Here is a 17,022-nt window from a genome sequence, read left to right on the forward strand (position 1 = left end):
TCTATTAAAAAATTGAGGTATAACCTCTAACTATTATGGTAGTTGCAACAACGAGCAAGAGACTCAAAGAACTCATTTATTTTACTATTCCACTTGTTATCGGCCAAGTTGGTCAGATGCTTTTTAACGTTGGTGATATCTTTGTGGCCGGACGTTATTCCACATCAGCAGTGGCCTCCATTGGGGTTGCGGCAGGAATGCTATCTCCATTTATTATGATTGGAATATCAACTCTATTCTCTGTTAGTGCAGTTACGGCAAGAATGCGTGGAGAAGAAACTAACCCACATGAAAATGGTGTATGGGGTAGTGGAATGACTTTAGCGCTTCTTTTAGGAAGTGTTATCTGTACTGCTCTTTATATCTTTACATACTTCGTTGACCATATTGGTTTAAATAAGGAAATCGTTCCTCTTGTTAAGACTTATCTTTATTGGGTAAATATCTCAATTATTCCGGCACTCATTTTTCAGATGATTAAGGAATATCTTCAGGCCTTTGATAAAACGATTTTTGCAAACTCACTTATTATCATTATGAATGTTGTTAACCTCATTATGAATTACTGCTTAATGTTTGGTATTGGTCCTATTCCTGAAATGGGAATTAAAGGAGCTGCCGTTGCAACTGTCATAACTCGTTTTGTTCTTGCTATTATTATTTATGTCTATGCTTACCGTGTGCTTCCAATTGAAACACACTTTAGTAAGAAGTCGTTTAAAGAACTTATTAAGCTTGGAATTCCCGTTGGACTTGGAACTTTTATTGAAGTTCTCATGTTCTCAACTGTCACGGTTTTAATTGGTCGTATGAGTCTTGTTGCTTCTGCTTCTCACAATATCGTCCTAACTATTGCGGGGTTAACTTTTATGGTACCTCTCGCAATTAATGGTGCTGCCGGTGTAAAGGTTGGCTATGCTCTAGGACGTAAGGATATGGAGATGATAAAGAACTACTCGTATGGGTGTATCTTTATGGCCGTCTCTTATATGGTAATGACTGCAATTTTTTACTTCTTCTTTCATAAGTTTTTAATGGGACTTTTCACAACTGATCAAGCCGTTATTTTATATGGCTCAGGGCTTTTCCTATACGTTGCTCTCTTTCAAATTCCTGATGGCCTACAAGTTGCCATGTGGGGAGTTCTAAGAGGTCTTGGAATGAGTAAACAACCAATGCTTTATTCATTCTGTGGTTACTGGTTAATTGCAATTCCTGTAGGTGTTTATCTTAGTTATAAGCATGGAATGGAAGCGGCCGGACTTTGGGCGGGGTTTGCTATTGGACTGACAATTGTCTCAATGATTCTGTCTCTTTTATTTAAGAAGAGAATTGGTGAGCTTTCAAAAGAGTGGGGAATCTAGGATTCTGTTTGCTGGCTTAACTTCTCTTCGATATAGAGAATGACCTTATCGAAGTCAAAGGGTTTCGTCATAAGATCAACTGCACCAAGTTCCTTGGCCCTTTGTGCATTTAGTTCATCAATGAAGCCTGTGATAATTAAAACAGGAGGTGCTTGAGCATTAAGTTTACGAATCTCTTCTAAGAGCTTAAGTCCATCCATCTTTGGCATTTTTAAGTCAGTGACGACGAAGTCTACTGGGTTGTGTTTTGCATAGTCTAGTGCCATTTCACCATCTTTTACACCAATGGTTTCATAACCAAATGACTCAAAGGTTTCGACGTAGATATCATTTAATGTCGGTTCGTCCTCTGCAACAAGGACCCTTTTCTTGGCTAACATATATAAAAATTGTATGTAATCTTTAGGTCTAAGGCAAATACTTAAATGTGACGAATGTCATCTTTTTAGGCCCAGCCTTATTCTAGATGGTTAGGTTGGTTTACTTAAGATTTTAAGTCTATATTTGTATTCCATCTTTTTGGTATTTTCGCTTTTATTGCCTTAAGGTTAAGGCATATTTTAAGAATTTTTTTCGTAAAAACTGACACTTGTCAGTTACCAATTAATCCATTGTGCTAATCTAAATTTAATTTAGGAGGCATATATGAAACATATATCAGTCGAAGAATTTACAACTCCTGCTGTTCACGTTGTGGATCAGGATGCCAGCATTGATATTGCTTTTAAGATTATGAAAGACAATGGAATTAGGCATCTTCCTGTAAGTGACGGGAATCAAATTGTGGGAATCATTTCTGAAAGAGATGTCATGTCGATTTATGGAAAGAGCTGGTGTGATGGTGTTCTTGTTAAGGACTTTATGAATGAATCTGTTCTTGCAGTTAATAAGGACGATAGCTTAGGTGAAGTTGCCTATCAATTAGCAAGTCACAAAGTTGGGTCTGCAATTGTTCTCAATAATAGAAATCGTGTCTACGGTATCTTTACAGTAACAGATGCACTTAATGCTCTTGTTGAAGTCTTTGTCGACGATGCTTATAAGAGAAGTGATATTAGAAGTTAATCTCTTCTTTGGTAAATAACACTGGGCAAACCGGTGATTCAGAAGCTAAGTGAAGGGGGAGTGGAAATCCTGAAAAGAAATACTTTCCAGCTGGCACATCGTGAAGCTTTAAATTTTCAAAGATCGCGGCCTGCTTAAAGAGTGTATTGTGAATTGGTCTATTTCTACTCCCTGGATTAAAGTCCGAAGACTTCCAAGAAGTTCCATACATATTAAAGTTTGGATTTTGTAATAAGTAGTCAGCGCTTTCTTGTGAAAGTGTTAGCACATAATTTGGGTCGTGAAGTTGTGACTCATTTATTGGCATGTCTTCGACTGTTAAAATTAACTTATTGGGCATTTCATCTCTAAGCTCCTCTTTAAGCTCACTAAGAGAGACTTCCCAATGAAAAACTCCATCTAGGCCTTCTACTGGTTTCCAATTTTGACCTTTTAGTTTGACGACAGTGACTGGCCCAAAGAATGAATTTATTTGCTTCTTAAAATAGTCATCAACGCTCATCCCATCTTTCATGGTGTGAGACTGCGCTTCCATATGAGTCAAGCTATGAGGTTTTAGAAGGTGGGCATCATAATTTACGGGAGGACCTTTTGGATCATTCATCGAGTAAATATTCTCTCGCTTATAGCCTTGGCCTTCAAACCACATTCCAGGCATTGACTCTGTAATAATTGGGCTTAGAATATAAGGCATTTAAACTCCAGTGTTTATTGAGTTATCATTGTAGCATTAATAAATGGATTAGAGGTAGTAGAATGCATATTCCAAAGTTATTCAAACAAGAAGATAAGGCCGAGTTAATAAAGCAGATGAGGGAGACGACATTTGCTAATCTTATCTCTAACGGAGCCGAAGGGATTGAGGTTAATCATCTTCCTCTTTGTGTTGTCGAAGAAGAGGGGAAGCTCTTTTTATTTGGCCATATTGCAAAAGCTAATTCTCTTTGGAGGAAAAGACTTGATGTTAGTGAAGTCGTTGCTACGTTTAATGGACCTCATTGTTATATTTCGCCAAATCATTACCCAACAAAGAAAGAGACTGGTAAAGCTGTACCAACTTGGAATTATATTGTTGTTCACGCTCGTGGAAAAATTTCTTTTATTGAAGATAAGAAGTGGATTCTAAAGTCCATTGAGATGCTTACTAATGAACAGGAGGCGGGAAGTCGTAACCCCTGGAAGATTGAAGATGCTCCCGCTGATTATACACAAAAGCTTCTAGCAGCAATTATTGGAGTTAAAGTTGAAGTGACTTCCCTTGAAGGGCAGTGGAAGCTTAGCCAAAATCAACCACTTGAGAATAGGCAGGGAGTTATCTCTGCTTTAGGCCACTCAGGAGATCCATATAAAATTGAAGTCGCCCAAAGAATGAATTTATAAGCTTTCTAGCTCTTTCATCAATAATTTAACATTTTCTCTCTCATAACTTCGCTTAGGTCGTTGTAATTGGGACTCCTCTTTTAGGTGCGATGAAGTAAAAAAAAAGGTCAGTATTAAACTGACCCTTTTGTTGATAGATTAATTTTTTCTGTAGTTCTCATAATATTCTCCTTGAGTTGTTTTCCTATGTAATAAGTATATGACTAAAAAAATATTTAAAGGTTTGTTTCGGGTCTATTTTTTGCAAAGTGATTGTGATGTTTTTGTTAGTCGAATTTATTACTCAACTAAGATAACCATTCTTTAGTTAATATTAAATATTCTTAACTATTAAATCGTCGATAGGTACTACACGTATTTAAATCATAAAAAGGATCTATCGATGAAAATTACTTTTCTTGGTGCTGCCGGAGGTGTAACCGGATCAAAGACATTGCTTAAAGTAGGAAAGGACTACAAAGAACAGTACTTAGTTGACTATGGCCTTTATCAAGGGGCCAAGGAAAATCGTGAACGAAATTGGATGAGCTATCACGGTGCAAGTAAGTTAAGTGCGGTCTTTTTAACTCACGCACATATTGATCATTCAGGCCTTCTTCCTCGTCTTTATCGTGATGGATTTCGTGGAAGGATCTACTGTACAAAAGAGACATTTAGACTTTGCCAAATTCTATTAATGGACTCGGCCCGTATCCATGAAGAAGATGCAAAATATGCCAATCGAAAAAAGATTTCAAGACACAAACCCGCACTTCCGCTTTATACAACAGAAGAAGCTCAAGCTGTTCTTGAACACTTTGAAGTTGTCGACTTTGAACAAGAATTAACAATTTCTCCAAATATTGCTATTACATTTTATTGGGCAGGTCACATCCTTGGAGCAAGCTTCATCCGTATCCGCTATAAAACATCTACTGGTGAAGTTAAAACGATAGTTTTTTCAGGTGATGTTGGGCATAAGAGAAACATTCTCTTAAACGAGCCGCAAGTTATCTGTGATACTGATTATCTTGTTTTGGAGTCAACATATGGAGATAGACTGCATGCCAGGATTCCTGCAAAAGAAGTTCTAGGAATGTATCTTAATACAATTTTAAAGCGTGGTGGTGTCGCTGTTATACCGGCCTTCTCTGTTGGAAGAACACAAGACATTCTCTATCTTATTAAAGAGCTTATGAATGATGAGGCCATTCCCAGTGTGCCTGTGCATCTTGATAGTCCGCTTTCTAAGAAGGCTAACAGAATCTTTAATGACTGTTTTCATAAAGGTCATGTTAAAGATCATGTAACAGAGGATATTGATATTTACCCTGATACGTTTGAAGAAGTAGAGGATGTTGAAGACTCTAAGGCTCTTATGGATAAATCTGGGCCACGTATCATCGTTAGTGCCTCTGGTATGATAGATGGTGGCAGAGTTGTCTATCACGTTATGAAGCATATTGTAGATGAAGATAGCGGAATAATTTTAGTCGGTTTTCAGCCAGAAGGAACGAAAGGTCGCATTTTAATTAATGGAGAGAAAGAACTTCATATGCATAAGCAGAGAATTCCTGTTCGAGCTAGCATATTTTATATAGATTCTTTATCGGCACATGGTGATTATTTAGATCTCATTGGATGGTTAAATGAATCTCGTATTTCGCCAAAATTAGTAATTCTTAATCATGGAGAAGAACAGGCCGCAAGTCATTTCAAAACTCTTTTAGAATCACAGTTAAGTTTTAGAACAACGATAGCAACTCTAGGAGAGGAATTTGATTTGGAAAATATTTATGATAATCAAGCAAAGGTCGCCAGTAAAATCGCGGCTTGAGGTAAGGGCCAGATGAAGGTAGATTACGAAAGAAGTGTAACTTTAAAGTATATTGTTGCTTTTGTTTCGATCGTTTTATTTACTATTATTTCTCAAGCCTTGATGCAATTCTTTATCCTTAAACAAGAAAGTTATTCACAAGTAATTAACTTGGCAGGACGACAGCGTATGTTAAGCCAAAGACTTGCAAAACAAATACTATTATACCGTTATGATAGTAAACTGTCAGATCGTTTAAAATTAAATAATGAGATTATTGCTACAAAGGAACTCCTGCTTTCTTCTCATGATACACTTAAAAATGGAAGTACTGAAAAAGGAATTGTACCTGCTTTTACTGAAGATATTAGACAGCAGTATATTAAACTCGATCAAATTTTGAAGAAAATTGATCATGATGTCACTTGTATTGTTACTAATTGTACTGATGTGAATCAGCGGCTTGAAAATATTGTTGTCGATACGGAAATCTTCTTAGGTAAGATGAATAAGATTGTTTTTGAATCTGCTGACTTTTCAAAATCAAGAGTATTAAATTTAAGTAAAATAGAATTATTCTTGTTCTGCTTAATTATACTTTTGTTAATTTATGAATTCTTCAAAGTTATTATACCGCTAAAGAGAAAGTTAATTAATTATCTAAAAGAGCTTCAGGAAAAAGATCAGGTAATTCATCATAGTTCGAAATTAGCAACTATTGGCGATTTAGTCGCAGGTGTTGGTCATGAGATAAATGGGCCACTAACTGTTATTAAAGGCTATTTGATAAGGTTAAAAAGAGAATTGTATAAGGGAAGTAAAAATGAAGAGTATATAAATAACTCACTCCAGAAAATTGAAGATTCTTCGATTCAAATTGAGAATATTGTAAAGGGCCTTAGGACTTTTGCCCGTAAGGATGAACAAGGAATCGTCGAGTTCAACTTGAATGAGGTCACAAAGAATAGTGTCTCTATGTTAGATCAGATTTATGAGAATTATGGAATCGATGTTTCTTTTGAAAATTCTGTTGGGGAGCTATTAGTTAAAGGCTGTCCTGGAAAGATTCAACAAGTCATATTCAATCTTCTCTCAAATGCAAAAGATGCACTCGAAGATTGTGAAGTTAAGGAGATCAAAGTTAAGCTTTCTAGTAATCGTGATACTGCTTTTCTTCGAGTCTCAGATACAGGGCCTGGAATAAGCGATGCTATCAAAAAGAAAATATTCGATCCTTATTTTACAACTAAGAAGTATGGAAAGGGGAGTGGACTTGGATTGTCTCTTTCTTTTGATTTCATAAAAGAACATGGCGGAAATATTTCTATCGATACTGTAGTAGGGCAAGGAACATCTTTTATAATTGAACTTCCACTTGCTTAATAATAATTTTTATTCACATAGAGGTGATAGAATTGTTCTAATTTGACTACCATTTAACTCTGCTTGATAAGGAGAGTAGCCACTTGGGCCATCACCCATAATATTCTTATCATCTAAAATGATCTTTCGATCAGGACATAGTCGATCTTTGTACGCATCTGCTAGCCCTAAGTTATGGGCCAATTCATGTATGTATAGTTTGCATCTTTTTTGATCATTTATATTCGCAACATTCGCAAATTTATGCGTGGCCCATTCTTTAGCAGTTGGTCTCTTATGCTCCTTAGATATCATTATTGTATGGTCACATTTAAAGCGATCAACGATGCCGGTTTCTTCTTTTAGATCAACGTTAAGTTTAAGGCCATGCCTTGCATAGAAGTCTTTCACACATGGCATTGAGTTTCTTACTAGTGCCATTGATTCTTCTTTGTCTTTCTCATTTCCATCAAATTTTAAGTAGAGAGAAACATCAATATTAACAAGTCCTTCTTTGATATATGTCTTATACTTCGTCTTTGTTCCTACATATTTATACAGATTACTTTCTTTATTGCATAATGACTGCGATTTATAATCCACCTCAACAAAAGCTTCAGTAGACCGGTTCTCTAGACAGCTTTTAATATATGTACTTTTATTAGCGTAGTATGAAATTCTTCTTTCTGAACTACCATATTTTAAATTCCAGCCCTCAAATTCTCTGTCATTTGAAAAGTAGTGTAGCTCGTTATTTAGACATAGATACTTGTCTTTTACTTCAGTAAGTTCATTGAGTTCACCTGTTATGGACTTAACGATCAACTTGTTTTCTAGAGATTGAAAATCTTCTTTCATTGGCCCTAGTTTCTTTATAATTTCTTTGTTTTCTTTTTGTAGCCTTGTAATTTGTGCTGCTGTTTCTTCTGCCTTTAACATGCGATTGTAGAGGTTATTTTTCTTAGCTACCTCTTCCTGGTTTTTATTAAACTGAGAATGAAGTCGGTTGATTTCCAATTCTAATTCGTAATAGGTATCCAGATCGCTAGCAAATGTTGGTATAGAGATGGCAAATATTAGAAGATTAAAAAGATAGAACATGTTTTCTTTTCGGTAGGAAACTAAAAAAAATTACTTTTTAATATAAGTGACATGGTTCTTAACTACTTGTTTTTATTGAGTTATGACTTTTGAGTACTTTATTTAGGTACATGTCTGACTACTTAAAGAAAAAATATATTGGTAAGAGGAGCCTTCTTATTAATAAGGCCTTGAATTAATAATATGTATTATGGAAAATTAATAAAAAATTAACCTCAAATTCATGTGATATTAAGTGCTTAGAATATTGTAAGTCGTTAGATTTTATTGACCGCCTTGCTCGTGTGCGTTATAAGGTATTTATACAAATAATACTTAGCTCTGATGAGGATCACTTTGTATTCAAGTAAGATTTATTGGGGAATAAATGTTAAGACGCATCTTAATAGTTGATGATAATGAAGATATACACGAGCTTATGTCTATGTGTCTTATCGATCTAGAGGATGATCTGAAAGAAGATCTGACTAATAGTACTTATCAGTCATGCCAACTTAAAATTGACAGTGCTTTTCAAGGTGAAGAGGCCGTGGATATGGTCGACAAAGCCTATCGTGAACAAGAGCCATATGACGTGATTTTTATGGATGTTAGGATGCCGCCAGGAATTGACGGAATTGAGGCCATTTCACGTATTGTCAAAAATTACCCAAATCAAAACTTCGTTATATGCTCGGCATATAGTGATTATACATTAGAAGAGATGATTGGACGTATAACGTCAAAAGAACGAAAAATTTATTATCTACCTAAGCCATTTACGATGAAAAATTTCTGTAGCCTAACTTCTGGCCTACTTTACCCTGAACTTATTGAGCAAAATATTGAAGACAAATATCTATTATAAACTTTAGATAGAGATGTAAAATCATGCAAGAGATTTCAAATTTTCAAATTTCGAATGAACTTCATCGCAGTAAGAACTCTACTGTCTATCGAGCAAAAGATAGAAAGAGTGATCAGAACGTTATCATCAAGGTTTATAAAAAGCCATCTCGAAATAAAATCGATTTTATAAAAAATGAATTTAATATCCTTTCTAAATATCACAGTGATTCAATGGTCAATTGTATCGATCTTTTTCAATCAGAGGGTGACTGGGTCTTAGTCTTAGATGATGACGAATCGATCTCACTAGATAAGAAGGCACTTAATGCAAGTTTATCAACGACTGAGTTTTTAAAATTAGCAATTAAAATTACATCTGTGATTGAAGAAATTCACTCGAAAGGAATTACGCATAAAGACATTAACCCATCGAATCTAATTGTTGATCGAAATGGTGAAATCAAAGTTATTGATTTAGAGCTTGGTTCATTAAGAGATAGTGACTTTATCTCTTTCTCTCCTGTAAATAAACTCGCAGGAACCCTTGCTTATATGTCTCCTGAACAAACTGGACGTATGAATCGATCGATTGATTATCGCTCGGACTTTTATTCATTAGGGATTACATTCTTTGAGCTTCTAACCGGAGAATATCCCTTTATGGTAGAGGATAAACTAACTTGGGTTTATCACCATATTGCGACAAAGGTAGATGTTGAAGGTCGTTTAGCTAAGTATCCAAAGATAATTGCTAAAATTATTGATCACTTACTTGAAAAGAAAGCGGAGTCTCGCTACCAAAGTGCATCTGGAATTAGATTTGACCTTGAGAAGTGCTTAGATGCGATTAGTTCAGGTGAAGCTGAGCCAGACTTCGAAATTGGCACAAAAGATGTAAAGCACACGTTTTCGATTCCTGAAACCCTTTATGGGCGCGAAAAGGAAATTAACCTTTTAGTAAATAATTTCTTATCAAACGAAAAGAAGCAGGCGAGCTTTATTTCTGGCCCTTCTGGAATTGGGAAAACAGTTTTAGTAAATGAACTTCTAGGCCCAATTACTAAAGAAAATGGAATTTTTGTCACTGGCAAATTTGATCAATTTCAAGGGGATATTCTTGGGATTGCTCTTGTAAGTGCTGTTTCTGATATTTTAAAACTTGCCCTTACTAAAAGTGATAAAGAAATTTCTTATTTAAGAGAAAGCCTACTCAATGCATTTGGAATTAATGCAAAAGTAATGACTGATATTCTTCCCGAGTTGGAAATGATTATTGGTGAGCAAAAGGAGCCGGCACCCTTAGGACCTATTGAGTCTCAAACGAGATTTGAGCTACTCTTTATCGAATTATTTAAAGTTCTATGTGAAAGGCTCGGTCATATTGTTATGTTCATTGATGATCTTCAGTGGGCAAGTGCTAGAAGTATCCACCTATTAGAACTTTTGTTAACGAACGAAAAAGTAAAGCCTCTCTACTTCATTGGTGCTTTCAGAGATAATGAAGTTGATAAGAACCATCCTCTTTCGGCCTTAATTGATTCTAATACGTGTATTAATCAATCAGAAATAAAACTTACTCCTTTAACTCAAAATAATATTCAAGACATGATTGATGGAACTTTTGCGTCTAAAAGAGATTCATCAGAATTAGCTAAACTAACACTTCAAAAAACTGCTGGTAATCCATTTAGTGTCGACCAATTTCTTAAAGTACTTTATCAGAAAAAGATTTGTACTTTTAATAACAAAGAACTTCAGTGGGACTGGAACTTAACAGAAATTCAAAAAAGTCAAATTAGCGATAATGTTGTTGATTACTTAATAGAGATGATGAAGGAGCTGCCTGAATCGTCGCAGAAATTACTCAATTTATCTGCATGTATTGGGAATAGATTTAGTTTACAATTATTAAAAAATGCTACTGATCTTAGTGAAGAACAGATTAAAGATGAATTGAATTCAATTGGATGTGCACCTCTTATAAGACCTCTTAATAATAGTGAATATAAATTTGCACATGATAAGATTCAGCAATCAGCTTATGAGCTTGTTTCAAAAGAAGAGCGCTCACATATACACCTGAATATTGGAAAACAACTTTTATCACATATTGTTGATGGAAATATCGATTCTATCACTGTTGTTAGTCATTTGAATCACTGTGAAAGTATTATTGATGATGGTGAATTTAGACTAGAACTCGCAGAAATGAATTTTGAAGCATCTCAAAAAGCAAAGTCTTCGACGGCCTTTGATCAAGCAAGTGTTTTTTTGAGGTATGCATCTAGGTTTCTTCCAAGTATGGCCAATGAAACTCATCATGATATTTTCTTTAAAATAGAGAAAGAGAGAGCAAGCCTCTACTATCTCTCTGGAGACTATATCAAGTGTGAAGAGCATGCCAGATGGTTACTTGAACAATTAGAAGACCCTATTGAAAAAGCCGAAGTTCATAATATCTTAATTATCCAATACACTGCACAGGGTGTTTATGATAAGGCGATTAGTGAGGGCCGTTTGGCGCTTTGCTGCTTAGGTATAACATTACCAAGCGAAAATCTGAACAATATTGTTCCGAAGGAACTTGAAGCTGTAAGAAAGCTTATTCCATCTACTGGAATTGAATCTCTCTATGATGCCCCTGAAATGAAAGATAAGCTAAATCGCGTTGCGGTTGAAATTCTTATCAATCTCGATTCTCCTTGCTACTTAAGCAATATTGATCTGTATTGTATTGTCGTAGCTAAAATCGTACAGCTTTCTCTTGCCTATGGGCCAGTACCTGAGTCTGCAAAAGGTTACGCATCGTATGGAATAGTTCTATGTTCATTTAATGAATTCTCTTTAGGATACGACTTCAATGCTCTTGGGATTAAAATAGCTGAACGCTTTTCACATCTTGGACAGAAGTGTCGAGCGTGCCATACAATGGCAAATCATGTTCAATTCTGGACTCAACATATTAAAGAAGGGGATGCCTTTAATGAGGAAGGCTTTAAGGCAGGACATGATGCTGGTGAACACTTATGGGCCGGATTCATTAAGTTATTTAAGCCTTATAATCAATTCTTTCGCGGCCGAAATCTTGAGGAACTGCAAAAAGATATACAAACTGGAATAGAGTTCTGTACTGAACACCCAAATCAAATTGGTATCGACACTTTAAGAGGGCTTAGTATTGCAATCTCTCAGCTTCAAGATGCTGAGAGAGAAGATGAAGTTCGCTATATTGAAGAATGCCAACAAAATCAAAGCTTAATGTCTTTGAGTATGTATATGTCTCTTAAAGTTCAAAATGACTATATTCTACAGCGCTTTGATGAAAGTTTAGAAGCATCTTTTAAATCACAAGAACTTTTACCATATTCATTTTCTGTCATTACTAATGTTACGCACTTCTGTTTTCAATCATTGGCGATTCTTGCAGTTGCTAAAAAGAAAAACTTTGATGAGTCGTTAATGACAATAGTTGAATCTAACCAAGAGAAGATGAAGAGATTTATGGACAATTGTCCAGAGAACTTTGCTCACATGTATTACCTCGTTGAAGCAGAGCGATTATTACTAAAAGGTGATACGTACTTATCTTTAGAACTTTATGACAAAGCAGCTGCTTATGCTCAGGAGAGTGAATACGTTAATATCGAATCAATTATACGTGAGAGAATGGCAAGAGTATGGAAAAACCTGAAAAATGACGACTTTGCACGCTTACAGATTCAAAAAGCAGCAGGACTCTACCGTGCTTGGGGAGCTTGGGAAAAGAGCTCTCAATTAGAAACAGAATTTTCTTTAACAGCTCGTGATCAAGATGAAAATATTGAGAAAACAACGACAATTACAACATCTTGGGAAAATTTTGATATAAAATCAATCCTACTCTCATCTCAAGTTATTTCTAAGAATCTAATTAAGGAAGACTTACTTGAGGCAATGCTCGATATTATGGTTATTAATACTGGTGCAGCTAAGGGCTTCATTGTTTTAAATAAAGATGAAAAGCTATTCGTTAGTTCTCAAAATGGAGCAAAGAGTATTGTTTCACTTCCTTTCGCTCTAGATGATTATAGGGAAATCCCACATTCACTTATTAATTATGTTTGGCGAACAAAAACTCCTATCCTTTATGGAGATAGTCTCTTTGCTAATCAATTAGTGGAAAATTCGAATTATTTCTCAAGCAAAGATAATCTTTCTGTTCTTGTTGTTCCTATTACTGATAAAGGAATTCTTTACCTCGAAAATAATGAGATTAATGGTGCATTTACAAAAGGCCATTTTGAACTCCTTGATATGCTTGTTGGCCAGCTTGCTATTTCTTTAGAGAATTCAGAATTATATGAGAGACTCTCTCGCTTTAATTCTGAGCTTGAATATGAAGTTCAAAAGAGAACGATCGAGCTTATGAATGAAAAGGAAAAGGCTGAGGGGATAAGTAACGAGCTACGAGCTGCACAGAGGCAGCTGATTGATACAGCTCGAAACGCTGGTAGGGCCGATATCATGTCTAATATTCTACATAATGTTGGAAACTCTATTACATCAATAATGACAGTTATTTATCGAATGGATAGAAGACTTCGTAAAAAGTCTTTATCTCCTGAAGAGCTCTATGAGGTTTTAGGAAATGATGTTAGGGCCCTAAAGAAGAAAGGGGAGTCGGTTTCAGAGCTTCTTGTTACTCATCTAGAGCATGGTATAACTAAGAACGTTATTGAGTCAGTCAATGTAAAAGAATTAATCGAACAGGCCCTTTCTATGTTGGAAATGGATCAGCTCGATTATATAAATATAGACGTCGATGTTGAAGAACTCGTTAAGATTGACTTCGCAAACACTCTTACAATTTTAATGAACCTACTTAATAATGCTAAAACAGCTTGTGATCGATCACAAAACCCTTCACAAATTGATATTCATGCATCTTTGAAAGATAATTCACTTGTTATCGAAGTTTTTGATAATGGTGTTGGCTTTAGTAAAGAGGCCCATAAAACTCTTTTTAAAGCAGGTTTACAATCTAACCGTTTTGGAAAAGGCTATGGATTACATAACTCCTCAAATATTGCTAAACAGCTACAGGGGTCTTTAACGGCAGTTAGTTATGGAGAGAATCAAGGGGCGCGATTTAGATTAGTTCTTCCTTTAAATTAAAAGAAGCAAGGTACTCATTATTTTCTTTCGTTATTGTAAGTTTAAGCGAGTGAAGTTCTAAAATAGAATTAATGATCTCTAAACCAAAACCTGCGCTTTCTTTAAGGTTCGTTGGCTTGAGCTTCTCAACTTTATGGGTGTCTATTCGATTTTTAATAGAGAAATTTCCGTCTTTCGTAAGAGTAATTAAGATTACTGAATCATCAGGTGAGTATTTCAAGGCATTAGAGATAAGATTATCAAGTACTTGCTCAATTCTAAGTGGGTCGACTTCTGCCTCTAATGAATTATCCAGCAGTAATTTAAAGCGCGACTCTATTAGACTAGAGCTCTCTATAAGGATCTTAATTCGTGAGTTAATGATATTCGCAATATTCGTCTTCGCTTTATTTAGAGTTATTTTTCCCGTTCCTAGGGCCGCCCCTTCAAGAATTGAATAAACAATTTCTAAAGACTTCTCTGACATCTTTCTAATCGTAGATATTTTAGAAGTACTCATTTTTCCCTTTGTTTCCATATAGTCAGCTAAAGAAAGAACAATCCCAAGAGTATTCCTCAGATCATGACTAACGTGACCAAGAATTTCTCTAATTCGCTTATTAGATTTTTCTAGATCTTTTGTTCGTTTTTTGATCTCTGCCTCAAGCCTTAGATTAGATTCTAATAATAATCTCTCGCCCTCTTTTGTCGATGAAATATCACGTGAAAGTATGACTACTTTATCAGATACCTTAGCTAATTCTAGGTCCCAATAAGTAGTTCTTCCGTCTTCGAAAAAGAACTCATTAGTTACACGATATGAATTTCCTGTTTTTAGGCAATTTTTAATAGACTCATATACATCAGTTTTTTCAATTCCTGGGTAAACATCTTCCATTCTTTTTCCAACATGATCTTCAAGAGTTTTTCCAAGTTGACGAAGTAAAGATTTGTTAAGAAATATGTATTGCATATTCTCATTGATGATCTGCACACCAGTCTCAAGTTGATCGAATACATACTCTAAACTCTGCTTCACTTTTCCTCACCAATTATACAATTGTCGTAGAGTTCCAGTTATAGGAAGCGTGGCACATGTAGTCTATTAAATTTATGTTAATTTCTTGAGAGTTCCTTTTGTTGAACTCAATTGAAAAAGAATGCAATCAGGGAAGGAATAAAGGCAGCCGAAATAAAGATTCTCGACTACCTCCTATCGATTATTAGAGCTTGATTCTAGCGTTATCAATCATAACTGCAACATAGAAGTCACGATTAAGAAGTATGGAACATCTGAAGGAGAAAATTCTAAAACTTATTCAATCTGGCCAAGATGACATTAAGGAGTCTGGAACAGAAGTTGTTTGTAGCCTAAATATTGATTTTTTTTAAATCTAAATTAGAGAGCTTTTTAGGGGACTTTTCTTTCATTTACTAGTGCATGACATGGGCAAGCCGGTCCATGCGTAAAGTAATATATTAAAAAAGGGGAGAGTCCTAAGTAGATTCCAACCAGCACAAAAAATAAATCTTTAAGCAAGCTTACTCCCATTGATTGAATTTTGTTCCTTATAATAATAAAACTGCATGTAACCAACTAGTACAGGAGGCATGTAGCATAAAGGTATATCCATGTATAAATGCTCCATCGCAACCAGCCCTCTAAGAGTATCGAATAGATGAACTATGGCATGAGCTGTAAACCAAAGCTGTAATATAAAGAGTGTATTTTTTCTCCATGAACTATCAACAACCGATTTAAATGAAATTATACTTAATACTAAAAAAATACATCCTAGATCACGAACAAAATGCTCATTTAAAGGGCCGAAGTCAGGAATTCTTCCTGGAAAGTTTTCATACCAATGTGTAGGGCCTACAAGCATCCATATTCCACTAATAAAATTTCCTAGGAATATTAAAAAGAAAAATATTTTCCATCTTTTTTCCTGACTCATATGTGCCCTTTAAAATATATTGCAAAGTCTTAATTAAGGATATATTATATCCATAATTAATTCAAGGAGAAAAGTATGTGTTTTAAAAAAGCTACGTTAGTTACGAGATATCTTCTAGCTATCACATATTTGTGGGTTATTGCTGACAGGTTAAGCCTACTAGGCCCAGTAGGGAATATGGGAGTTGTTTGGGGTGATTTTGATACTTTCTTAAGCTACACGGCAAGTCTAAACCCGTGGTTTCCTGAAAAAGTTTCATATTTTTTTGGCTATATTGTTACCATTTTTGAAGTCTTATTAGCTGTTTTTTTCATTTTTAACGTAAGGTTAAAAGAGACTTTTCTGGCAAGCTTTTTACTCTTAGTTACTTTTACTTTCAGTATGCTTTTTTCAGTAGGATTTGAACAGGCATACGACTTTATTATCTTTACTGTTGTCTTAGCTTTATTAAATGGATACATGTTTTGGAGATTTAAAAGAGGCGCAGATTAGGACATCTCTTTATTTACCCATTGTTCTGATAATTTGAAGATTTCTGCTGGAACTTGGGAGTTTATCCCTGAGACAATGTCAGATAATTTCTTTTCTCTAAGAACTTTTCTCCAAGCTTCATCGGCCTCAAGCATTGCAATTGCAATTGTGCACTTTACACTTTTATCTTTGTCTTTTTTCTTCAAGCAAGGGTTGTTAAACCGGATTTCCTGACAATTAAATGTTCTTTTCTTTCCCTCAATGGCCTCAATAATTTCTAAAAGGCTAATTTGGGAAGGATCTTTTGCTAATTGATAGCCACCCTTAGGACCTAAGGTCCCTTCAATCAACCCATTTGAGGCCAAGAGTTGTAAAGCCTTAGATAGGTATTCCTTAGGTATTCCATGAAATTTGGCGAGAACTTTTGTTGGGATAAATACTCCCTCTGGAACTCTCGCTAAAAACTCCATGCAATGTATTGCCCATTCTATCTGATTTCTCAATTTCAAAATTATTCACCTGTATTAGTCACTAACTTTAAAATTATAGCATGATATCGCTATAT

General features: G+C 35.3%; 14 protein-coding genes. 8 read left to right on the forward strand and 6 right to left on the reverse strand.

Annotated features, from left to right (window positions below; all coding sequences use genetic code 11):
• Window positions 1-35: 35 nt before the first annotated feature.
• The gene (locus ACRXC1_RS04945; RefSeq protein ID WP_433656977.1) at window positions 36-1,364 is read left to right on the forward strand and encodes an MATE family efflux transporter; all 1,329 of its coding nucleotides are present in this window, start codon (window positions 36-38) and stop codon (window positions 1,362-1,364) included.
• On the opposite strand, the gene ACRXC1_RS04950 is transcribed toward ACRXC1_RS04945, so the two are convergent.
• Complete coding sequence (locus ACRXC1_RS04950; protein ID WP_433656979.1) at window positions 1,361-1,744, reverse strand: response regulator; 384 nt, start codon at window positions 1,742-1,744, stop codon at window positions 1,361-1,363. The genes ACRXC1_RS04945 and ACRXC1_RS04950 overlap by 4 nt on opposite strands.
• 265 nt (window positions 1,745-2,009) lie before the next feature.
• Here ACRXC1_RS04950 and ACRXC1_RS04955 point away from each other — a divergent pair, with 265 nt between their 5' ends.
• On the forward strand, window positions 2,010-2,429 hold the full coding sequence (locus ACRXC1_RS04955; protein ID WP_392856450.1) for a CBS domain-containing protein: 420 nt from the start codon (window positions 2,010-2,012) through the stop codon (window positions 2,427-2,429).
• Here ACRXC1_RS04955 and ACRXC1_RS04960 read toward each other — a convergent pair.
• On the reverse strand, window positions 2,419-3,123 hold the full coding sequence (locus tag ACRXC1_RS04960) for a hypothetical protein (protein WP_433656982.1): 705 nt from the start codon (window positions 3,121-3,123) through the stop codon (window positions 2,419-2,421). The two genes, ACRXC1_RS04955 and ACRXC1_RS04960, sit on opposite strands and share 11 nt — an antisense overlap.
• A gap of 62 nt (window positions 3,124-3,185) precedes the next feature.
• Between ACRXC1_RS04960 and ACRXC1_RS04965 the strand changes: the two genes are divergently transcribed.
• The 3 genes from ACRXC1_RS04965 (at window position 3,186) to ACRXC1_RS04975 (ending at window position 6,987) form a co-directional block, all read left to right on the forward strand.
• A complete protein-coding gene (locus ACRXC1_RS04965; RefSeq protein ID WP_433656984.1) occupies window positions 3,186-3,809 on the forward strand; it encodes an FMN-binding negative transcriptional regulator in 624 nt (207 codons plus the stop codon).
• A 382-nt stretch (window positions 3,810-4,191) separates the two neighbouring features.
• Entirely contained in the window at window positions 4,192-5,625 is a 1,434-nt protein-coding gene (locus ACRXC1_RS04970) for an MBL fold metallo-hydrolase RNA specificity domain-containing protein (RefSeq protein WP_433656986.1), read from the forward strand.
• A 12-nt stretch (window positions 5,626-5,637) separates the two neighbouring features.
• Complete coding sequence (locus ACRXC1_RS04975) at window positions 5,638-6,987, forward strand: ATP-binding protein (protein WP_433656988.1); 1,350 nt, start codon at window positions 5,638-5,640, stop codon at window positions 6,985-6,987.
• Window positions 6,988-6,996: 9 nt separating this feature from the next.
• On the opposite strand, the gene ACRXC1_RS04980 is transcribed toward ACRXC1_RS04975, so the two are convergent.
• The gene (locus ACRXC1_RS04980; RefSeq protein WP_433656990.1) at window positions 6,997-8,067 is read right to left on the reverse strand and encodes a hypothetical protein; all 1,071 of its coding nucleotides are present in this window, start codon (window positions 8,065-8,067) and stop codon (window positions 6,997-6,999) included.
• A gap of 367 nt (window positions 8,068-8,434) precedes the next feature.
• Between ACRXC1_RS04980 and ACRXC1_RS04985 the strand changes: the two genes are divergently transcribed.
• Both ACRXC1_RS04985 and ACRXC1_RS04990 read left to right on the forward strand, forming a co-directional pair.
• Window positions 8,435-8,914 (forward strand): response regulator, encoded by a 480-nt coding sequence (locus ACRXC1_RS04985; RefSeq protein WP_433656992.1) that lies wholly within the window; start codon window positions 8,435-8,437, stop codon window positions 8,912-8,914.
• A gap of 23 nt (window positions 8,915-8,937) precedes the next feature.
• Window positions 8,938-14,049 carry a protein kinase domain-containing protein gene (locus ACRXC1_RS04990; RefSeq protein WP_433656994.1) on the forward strand — a complete coding sequence of 1,704 codons (5,112 nt, stop codon included), beginning with the start codon at window positions 8,938-8,940 and terminating at the stop codon, window positions 14,047-14,049.
• On the opposite strand, the gene ACRXC1_RS04995 is transcribed toward ACRXC1_RS04990, so the two are convergent.
• Both ACRXC1_RS04995 and ACRXC1_RS05000 read right to left on the reverse strand, forming a co-directional pair.
• Window positions 14,024-15,067, reverse strand: a complete 1,044-nt coding sequence (locus ACRXC1_RS04995) for a PAS domain-containing protein (RefSeq protein WP_433656996.1) — start codon at window positions 15,065-15,067, stop codon at window positions 14,024-14,026. The genes ACRXC1_RS04990 and ACRXC1_RS04995 overlap by 26 nt on opposite strands.
• Window positions 15,068-15,560: 493 nt before the next feature.
• Window positions 15,561-15,986: a hypothetical protein gene (locus ACRXC1_RS05000; RefSeq protein WP_433656997.1), complete on the reverse strand. Its 426-nt coding sequence runs from the start codon at window positions 15,984-15,986 to the stop codon at window positions 15,561-15,563.
• 75 nt (window positions 15,987-16,061) lie between these two features.
• Between ACRXC1_RS05000 and ACRXC1_RS05005 the strand changes: the two genes are divergently transcribed.
• Window positions 16,062-16,478: a hypothetical protein gene (locus tag ACRXC1_RS05005; protein WP_433656999.1), complete on the forward strand. Its 417-nt coding sequence runs from the start codon at window positions 16,062-16,064 to the stop codon at window positions 16,476-16,478.
• Here ACRXC1_RS05005 and ACRXC1_RS05010 read toward each other — a convergent pair.
• Window positions 16,475-16,966 (reverse strand): RrF2 family transcriptional regulator, encoded by a 492-nt coding sequence (locus ACRXC1_RS05010; protein WP_433657001.1) that lies wholly within the window; start codon window positions 16,964-16,966, stop codon window positions 16,475-16,477. The two genes, ACRXC1_RS05005 and ACRXC1_RS05010, sit on opposite strands and share 4 nt — an antisense overlap.
• Between the last annotated feature and the right edge of the window lie 56 nt (window positions 16,967-17,022).

The organism is Halobacteriovorax sp. GFR8, assembly GCF_050955245.1.
Classification (GTDB): Bacteria; Bdellovibrionota; Bacteriovoracia; order Bacteriovoracales; family Bacteriovoracaceae; genus Halobacteriovorax_A.

Bases quoted from the DNA above. Each gene is read 5' to 3' on its own strand.
- ACRXC1_RS04945 (WP_433656977.1), top strand. From the start codon at position 36: ATGGTAGTTGCAACAACGAGCAAGAGACTCAAAGAACTCATTTATTTT.
- ACRXC1_RS04950 (WP_433656979.1), bottom strand. From the start codon at position 1,744: ATGTTAGCCAAGAAAAGGGTCCTTGTTGCAGAGGACGAACCGACATTA.
- ACRXC1_RS04955 (WP_392856450.1), top strand. From the start codon at position 2,010: ATGAAACATATATCAGTCGAAGAATTTACAACTCCTGCTGTTCACGTT.
- ACRXC1_RS04960 (WP_433656982.1), bottom strand. From the start codon at position 3,123: ATGCCTTATATTCTAAGCCCAATTATTACAGAGTCAATGCCTGGAATG.
- ACRXC1_RS04965 (WP_433656984.1), top strand. From the start codon at position 3,186: ATGCATATTCCAAAGTTATTCAAACAAGAAGATAAGGCCGAGTTAATA.
- ACRXC1_RS04970 (WP_433656986.1), top strand. From the start codon at position 4,192: ATGAAAATTACTTTTCTTGGTGCTGCCGGAGGTGTAACCGGATCAAAG.
- ACRXC1_RS04975 (WP_433656988.1), top strand. From the start codon at position 5,638: ATGAAGGTAGATTACGAAAGAAGTGTAACTTTAAAGTATATTGTTGCT.
- ACRXC1_RS04980 (WP_433656990.1), bottom strand. From the start codon at position 8,067: ATGTTCTATCTTTTTAATCTTCTAATATTTGCCATCTCTATACCAACA.
- ACRXC1_RS04985 (WP_433656992.1), top strand. From the start codon at position 8,435: ATGTTAAGACGCATCTTAATAGTTGATGATAATGAAGATATACACGAG.
- ACRXC1_RS04990 (WP_433656994.1), top strand. From the start codon at position 8,938: ATGCAAGAGATTTCAAATTTTCAAATTTCGAATGAACTTCATCGCAGT.
- ACRXC1_RS05000 (WP_433656997.1), bottom strand. From the start codon at position 15,986: ATGAGTCAGGAAAAAAGATGGAAAATATTTTTCTTTTTAATATTCCTA.
- ACRXC1_RS05005 (WP_433656999.1), top strand. From the start codon at position 16,062: ATGTGTTTTAAAAAAGCTACGTTAGTTACGAGATATCTTCTAGCTATC.